The organism is Mycobacterium helveticum, assembly GCF_007714205.1.
Lineage (GTDB): Bacteria > Actinomycetota > Actinomycetes > Mycobacteriales > Mycobacteriaceae > Mycobacterium > Mycobacterium helveticum.
Window position 1 is genome coordinate 1 of sequence record NZ_VMQU01000223.1, and the last position, 4,021, is coordinate 4,021.

The following is a 4,021-nucleotide window of genomic DNA, read 5'->3' on the forward strand; positions in this document are numbered from 1 at the left end:
CCGCCGATCTATTCGCTGCCCTGTTAGTCTCGAGTGATCCGTCGGTGTTGCGACGTTGAGTAGAACCCACCCCGTCGTCAACACCTCACACCTCTGCCGCGTGGACCGGCCCTAAGTCATTACGTCACGATCGGCGGTGCCCTTGCCGCCGCGAGTGTCCTCACGGGCAAGACACTGCGAAAAGACCGCGCTTCGGCTCCATCACCGCGAATCGTGCGTCGGGCACGGCCACTCGGATGTCGGTGGAGCTCAACATCTCGAATCCGCCCGCCACGCAAGTGCCGTTGACCGCGGCGATGATCGGCTTGTACACGGGGAAGCGATGCAGGACGGCGTGGATTGCGTCGAGCTTGTCCAGAGAAGAATCCGGTTATTTCCGCCTGCATCCTGCGAGTCCGAGGCGGTCGGCGGCATCTCGCTGCCAGATGTCAAGACCCGGGTGTGTGCCAAGTGATAGGTCGACGGTTCGGCGTGTTCGTTGGTCGCCTGTCTACCGGATGGTCATGAGGCGTTCGGTCGGCCCGGTGCCTGTAGGTGAGGGCGGGGTGGCAGCCGCGGTGTTTCTGTGGGACGGTGCGGCGCTCGATTCGATGCGGCTGCGGCCGGTGCTCATTGCGGCGATCCCCTCTTCGGGTGCGTTTCAGTAGATCTGCATATCAGTACGCGGATCAATGAGGGGTCCTGCACTTGGGCCCAAGGTGAGGCGCGGCACCCCTCGCGCGTCGTCGGCGATGAGTTGCCGGCGGGCGTCTGCTGAGGCCCTGTGTTGGGGACGGTCTAGGTGCACGCGGCGAGGTGTGACTGCTGATCGGACTACGCAGGGAGCGATTTTTGGCCAACAGCGATACTGAATTCTAGGAAGAAAGGTTTCTGCAGATATCGGGCACCAACCGAGTAAGTCTAGTTTGCTGGCACCTTGAAACTCTGATAATCGTAATCAAGTCAGACTCTGGCCTGAATGATTCACGTTGTGCTCGATATCAGTAAGTACGCAGACGCGAATTGGCGCATGTCAGTACACCAGTACATGGTTGTTGAACTGCTGCAATATACGATTGTAGGTGTGGAAGTCAGTGTCTACTGAAACACTGAATTTATGAATATGAATCACTTTGCAAACAAGGTAGCCCAATTGGCTTGACGCTCACTTTCTGTAGTAGCTAAGCTGCATTGCATAGCCAAAGTTCATACAGCTGGTGGCATTGCTATCACCAGTTGTGGGAATCCAGTTGTGGGAATGGAGGTGAGCCCCATTACCACCTAAGTGACTGTGCAACGCACGACAAGTGCGCCGATCATAACGCGATCATCTAATGATCCATGAATTCGGAGGGGAACATGACTTGCAAGACACGACGCCGCGGTATCACGATCAAGCTCGGCATGGCCGCAGGTGCAGCTTTGGCCGCCGGGCTCATCCCGATAGCCAGCGCGGGCGCTGCCTGGGCGGATGAGCCAGACCCAGGGATCACAGTTGGGGGCGGCGGGTCTGGTGGAGTGTCCACCCCGATCGGTGGGGGCAGGGCGTCGACCGGCGGGTCCGGTGCTTTCAACGACAATGGCGGCGGCTTCGGTACTGGCACGTCGGGCGGTTTGACCGGTCCGGGCGGCGCTGGGAGCGGCGCTTCCACCGGCGCGGGCGGTGGTTTCACCCTGCCGGGATTGCCGGGATTTTGAGGTAGGCACCGCAGCGGGAATCGACATTTGACTGGCGTGGCCGCTAGCCGCGCAGCAACGGATGTCGACATGCGGGGCAAGCGGATGACGCACCCCGAAGCCTCGGGAGAGGACGTTTGCTTGGTGATTGGGACCGGTCGCCCGAGTCGCGCACATCGTGGCCGGGCGACCGCTCGTCGGCGGGTATGACGGTCGGCTGCCGAACACGCCTGGCGCCTGAAGCGGCCACCCATGATGCCGAGCATGAAGTGTTGGTGCGCGCGCCCAGTCGCAAAGTTCGTGATTGAGGCGTGACGGGCGGTCCACCACGCAACGCACGATGTCTTGCGGTCACCATCTTCCACCATCTTCGAGCCAGCGCCCGTTCACATCCGGCCACCAGGTCGGCAACGGGTCGCGGCGGGCAAGGCGGGCGGTTCATCGCGCTGCGCGGCGCACCAGACAGCGCGGTCGCCTGGCGTTTCTGCCGCGCGCTCGCAACGCCGTGCTGCGCCGCTTCATCGAGGCTGCAGTGCGCTTCATCGCGTCGATGAGGTCCTTGGCCTCGCCGATCGATTCCAAAATGGCCACCCGAGCTTGGCCGGCCTCCTTAGTCAGTGGTGTGCCCAGGAGCTGCCAGTCCGAGCGCAGCCAGTCGCGCGCCGCGCTGAGCGCTGATCTCACTTCGTCGATGCAGGCGCGGGCGTTCTCGAATAGTTCGGGACGAGTTGGCAGGTCAGCCATGGGTTGTCCTTTGCGGCGGGTTGTAGCGGGAAGCCGTGGGAGTGACGGCCGGCGAGGTTTTCACCAGCCGGCGTAGGCAAGGGGCAGGTCGGCGATGACTTGTCGGCGTGATTCGTCGAGGCTGGCAGCAATGTCGCTGAGGCCATTTGCGCCAAGTGATCGCAAGAGTTCGCCGCCGGGCTCAGAGTTGTAAAAGCTCACCATCGCCGCAAGGAACATCGCTTCGCCCGAGGACAGCCATCCGATAGCTGATCGGATCTCGTCGACCCTCGGCGAGAGATCCCACTTGCTGGTCGCGCTGTCCGGGGAAGTCTGGCCGTCGGCGAACCATCGGGGACCGGCGATCTCTACACCGCGCTGCCACGCTTGAAAAACGGTCTCATCATAGAAACGTGCTGACATGTGTTCTCCTCCTGAGCCGTTCATGAGTTTCTTCCAGGTGTGACAATCGTTATCCCGAGGGCACGGGCGGCGTCGCTGAGTCGACTGTCATAGGCGACCATGGCGGTCAATGGTGCTGTGGATGCGGCGATTTGAGCGGTGGCCAGGTGTATCGCATCGAGCGAGCGCAGCGCCGGATCGGGGTAGGCGGCCGCGGTGGCGCGGATGACCTGGTCGATTTCGAACCGATCCAGTCTGGCCAGCACAGAGGGGACAGCAGATAAGCCATTTGGGGCGACTGCGCGGATGGCTCTGGGGAGCTCCACTTCAGCCAAGGCAGATGTTATCCAACGTGTTTCGGTGCGTTCATCGAGCCAGTCAGCTAGAGCATCAGATTCGACTTCGATCCGGATCAGCTTGACCAGAGCCGAGGTATCCAGGTAGATCACCGGCTAATACCTTTCCTCGGCGCGCAGACGTTGCAATAGCGCGCCGGCGTCGAGATTGTCGTGCATCGGAACGGTCGGCCGCGGGGCTGGGCCGGCCAGCGTCGCCGGTTGCACTCTGCCGGCAGTGATCAACGCATCCAGTGGGCCGGCGGTAGCGGGGATTATTCGGGCGATGACTTCCCCGCGCTCAGTAAGCGTGATCTCTTCGCCACGCTTGACGCGGGCCAAGACCTTTGCCGTCTCTTGGTTGAGCATTCGGAGAGGTACTTCACTCATACCAATAATGTACTACATAGTTGTACTACATGCTATGGTGGCGCAACTGGGTGGGTTTCGGAGCGCCGGCGGCCCATGTCCACACGCCCGCCCCCGAGAATCAACCTATCGACGAAGCCGTTCAGGAACTCCGCGCCGGCCTCGTCGTCAGGCTCGCGGCCATCGGTGCTCACAAAGGGACCTATCCGTCTCTAGCTGCCTTGTCAGCTCAATTCTCACAGGTGGGGCAGAGATATGCGACGGTCAGCGCGTGGTTATACGGCCGAGCCATTCGCTTGATGCCGGCGGTCTGCGGGCGGTGCCGCTCAGTCAGTGCCGTCGTCCCGACCATTGGTGGCGCCAGCCACTCGGCCAACCTAGCCTTGACCTGCTCCGCCTGCTCCCGACTGTGGCACATGTCGTTTGCCATCTTTCCGAGTGTTACGCGGCAGGGGAGAAGGTCAAGTCCAGGGACGTGGTGTACGACGTCGTCGTGTGATTCTTCGACTTGGTGGTTTAGGCGGTCAGTGCCGCCG

At 61.7% G+C, this 4,021-nt stretch carries 6 protein-coding genes; 1 reads left to right on the forward strand and 5 read right to left on the reverse strand.

Annotated features, from left to right (window positions below; translation table 11 throughout):
* Nucleotides 1–160 precede the first annotated feature (160 nt).
* On the reverse strand, nucleotides 161–313 hold the full coding sequence (locus tag FPZ47_RS26720; RefSeq protein WP_007168480.1) for an enoyl-CoA hydratase-related protein: 153 nt from the start codon (nucleotides 311–313) through the stop codon (nucleotides 161–163).
* Between the two features lie 211 nt (nucleotides 314–524).
* On the opposite strand from FPZ47_RS26720, the gene FPZ47_RS30340 reads away from it, so the two are divergent.
* Nucleotides 525–647, forward strand: a complete 123-nt coding sequence (locus FPZ47_RS30340) for a hypothetical protein (RefSeq protein WP_255250777.1) — start codon at nucleotides 525–527, stop codon at nucleotides 645–647.
* 1,447 nt (nucleotides 648–2,094) lie between these two features.
* Here the strand turns inward: FPZ47_RS30340 and FPZ47_RS26730 are convergent.
* The 4 genes from FPZ47_RS26730 to FPZ47_RS26745 are packed head-to-tail and all read right to left on the reverse strand — an operon-like array spanning nucleotide 2,095 to nucleotide 3,506.
* Nucleotides 2,095–2,400 carry a hypothetical protein gene (locus FPZ47_RS26730; protein ID WP_007168485.1) on the reverse strand — a complete coding sequence of 102 codons (306 nt, stop codon included), beginning with the start codon at nucleotides 2,398–2,400 and terminating at the stop codon, nucleotides 2,095–2,097.
* A gap of 60 nt (nucleotides 2,401–2,460) precedes the next feature.
* The gene (locus FPZ47_RS26735) at nucleotides 2,461–2,802 is read right to left on the reverse strand and encodes a hypothetical protein (RefSeq protein ID WP_007168486.1); all 342 of its coding nucleotides are present in this window, start codon (nucleotides 2,800–2,802) and stop codon (nucleotides 2,461–2,463) included.
* Between the two features lie 20 nt (nucleotides 2,803–2,822).
* Nucleotides 2,823–3,230, reverse strand: a complete 408-nt coding sequence (locus tag FPZ47_RS26740) for a type II toxin-antitoxin system VapC family toxin (RefSeq protein WP_007168487.1) — start codon at nucleotides 3,228–3,230, stop codon at nucleotides 2,823–2,825.
* Nucleotides 3,231–3,233: 3 nt separating this feature from the next.
* Nucleotides 3,234–3,506, reverse strand: a complete 273-nt coding sequence (locus FPZ47_RS26745) for a type II toxin-antitoxin system Phd/YefM family antitoxin (protein ID WP_033711258.1) — start codon at nucleotides 3,504–3,506, stop codon at nucleotides 3,234–3,236.
* Nucleotides 3,507–4,021 lie beyond the last annotated feature (515 nt).

What these genes read in the sequence shown, in the direction of transcription:
- FPZ47_RS26730 (WP_007168485.1), bottom strand. Translation starts at nt 2,400, where the DNA reads ATGGCTGACCTGCCAACTCGTCCCGAACTATTCGAGAACGCCCGCGCC.
- FPZ47_RS26745 (WP_033711258.1), bottom strand. Translation starts at nt 3,506, where the DNA reads ATGAGTGAAGTACCTCTCCGAATGCTCAACCAAGAGACGGCAAAGGTC.
- FPZ47_RS26735 (WP_007168486.1), bottom strand. Translation starts at nt 2,802, where the DNA reads ATGTCAGCACGTTTCTATGATGAGACCGTTTTTCAAGCGTGGCAGCGC.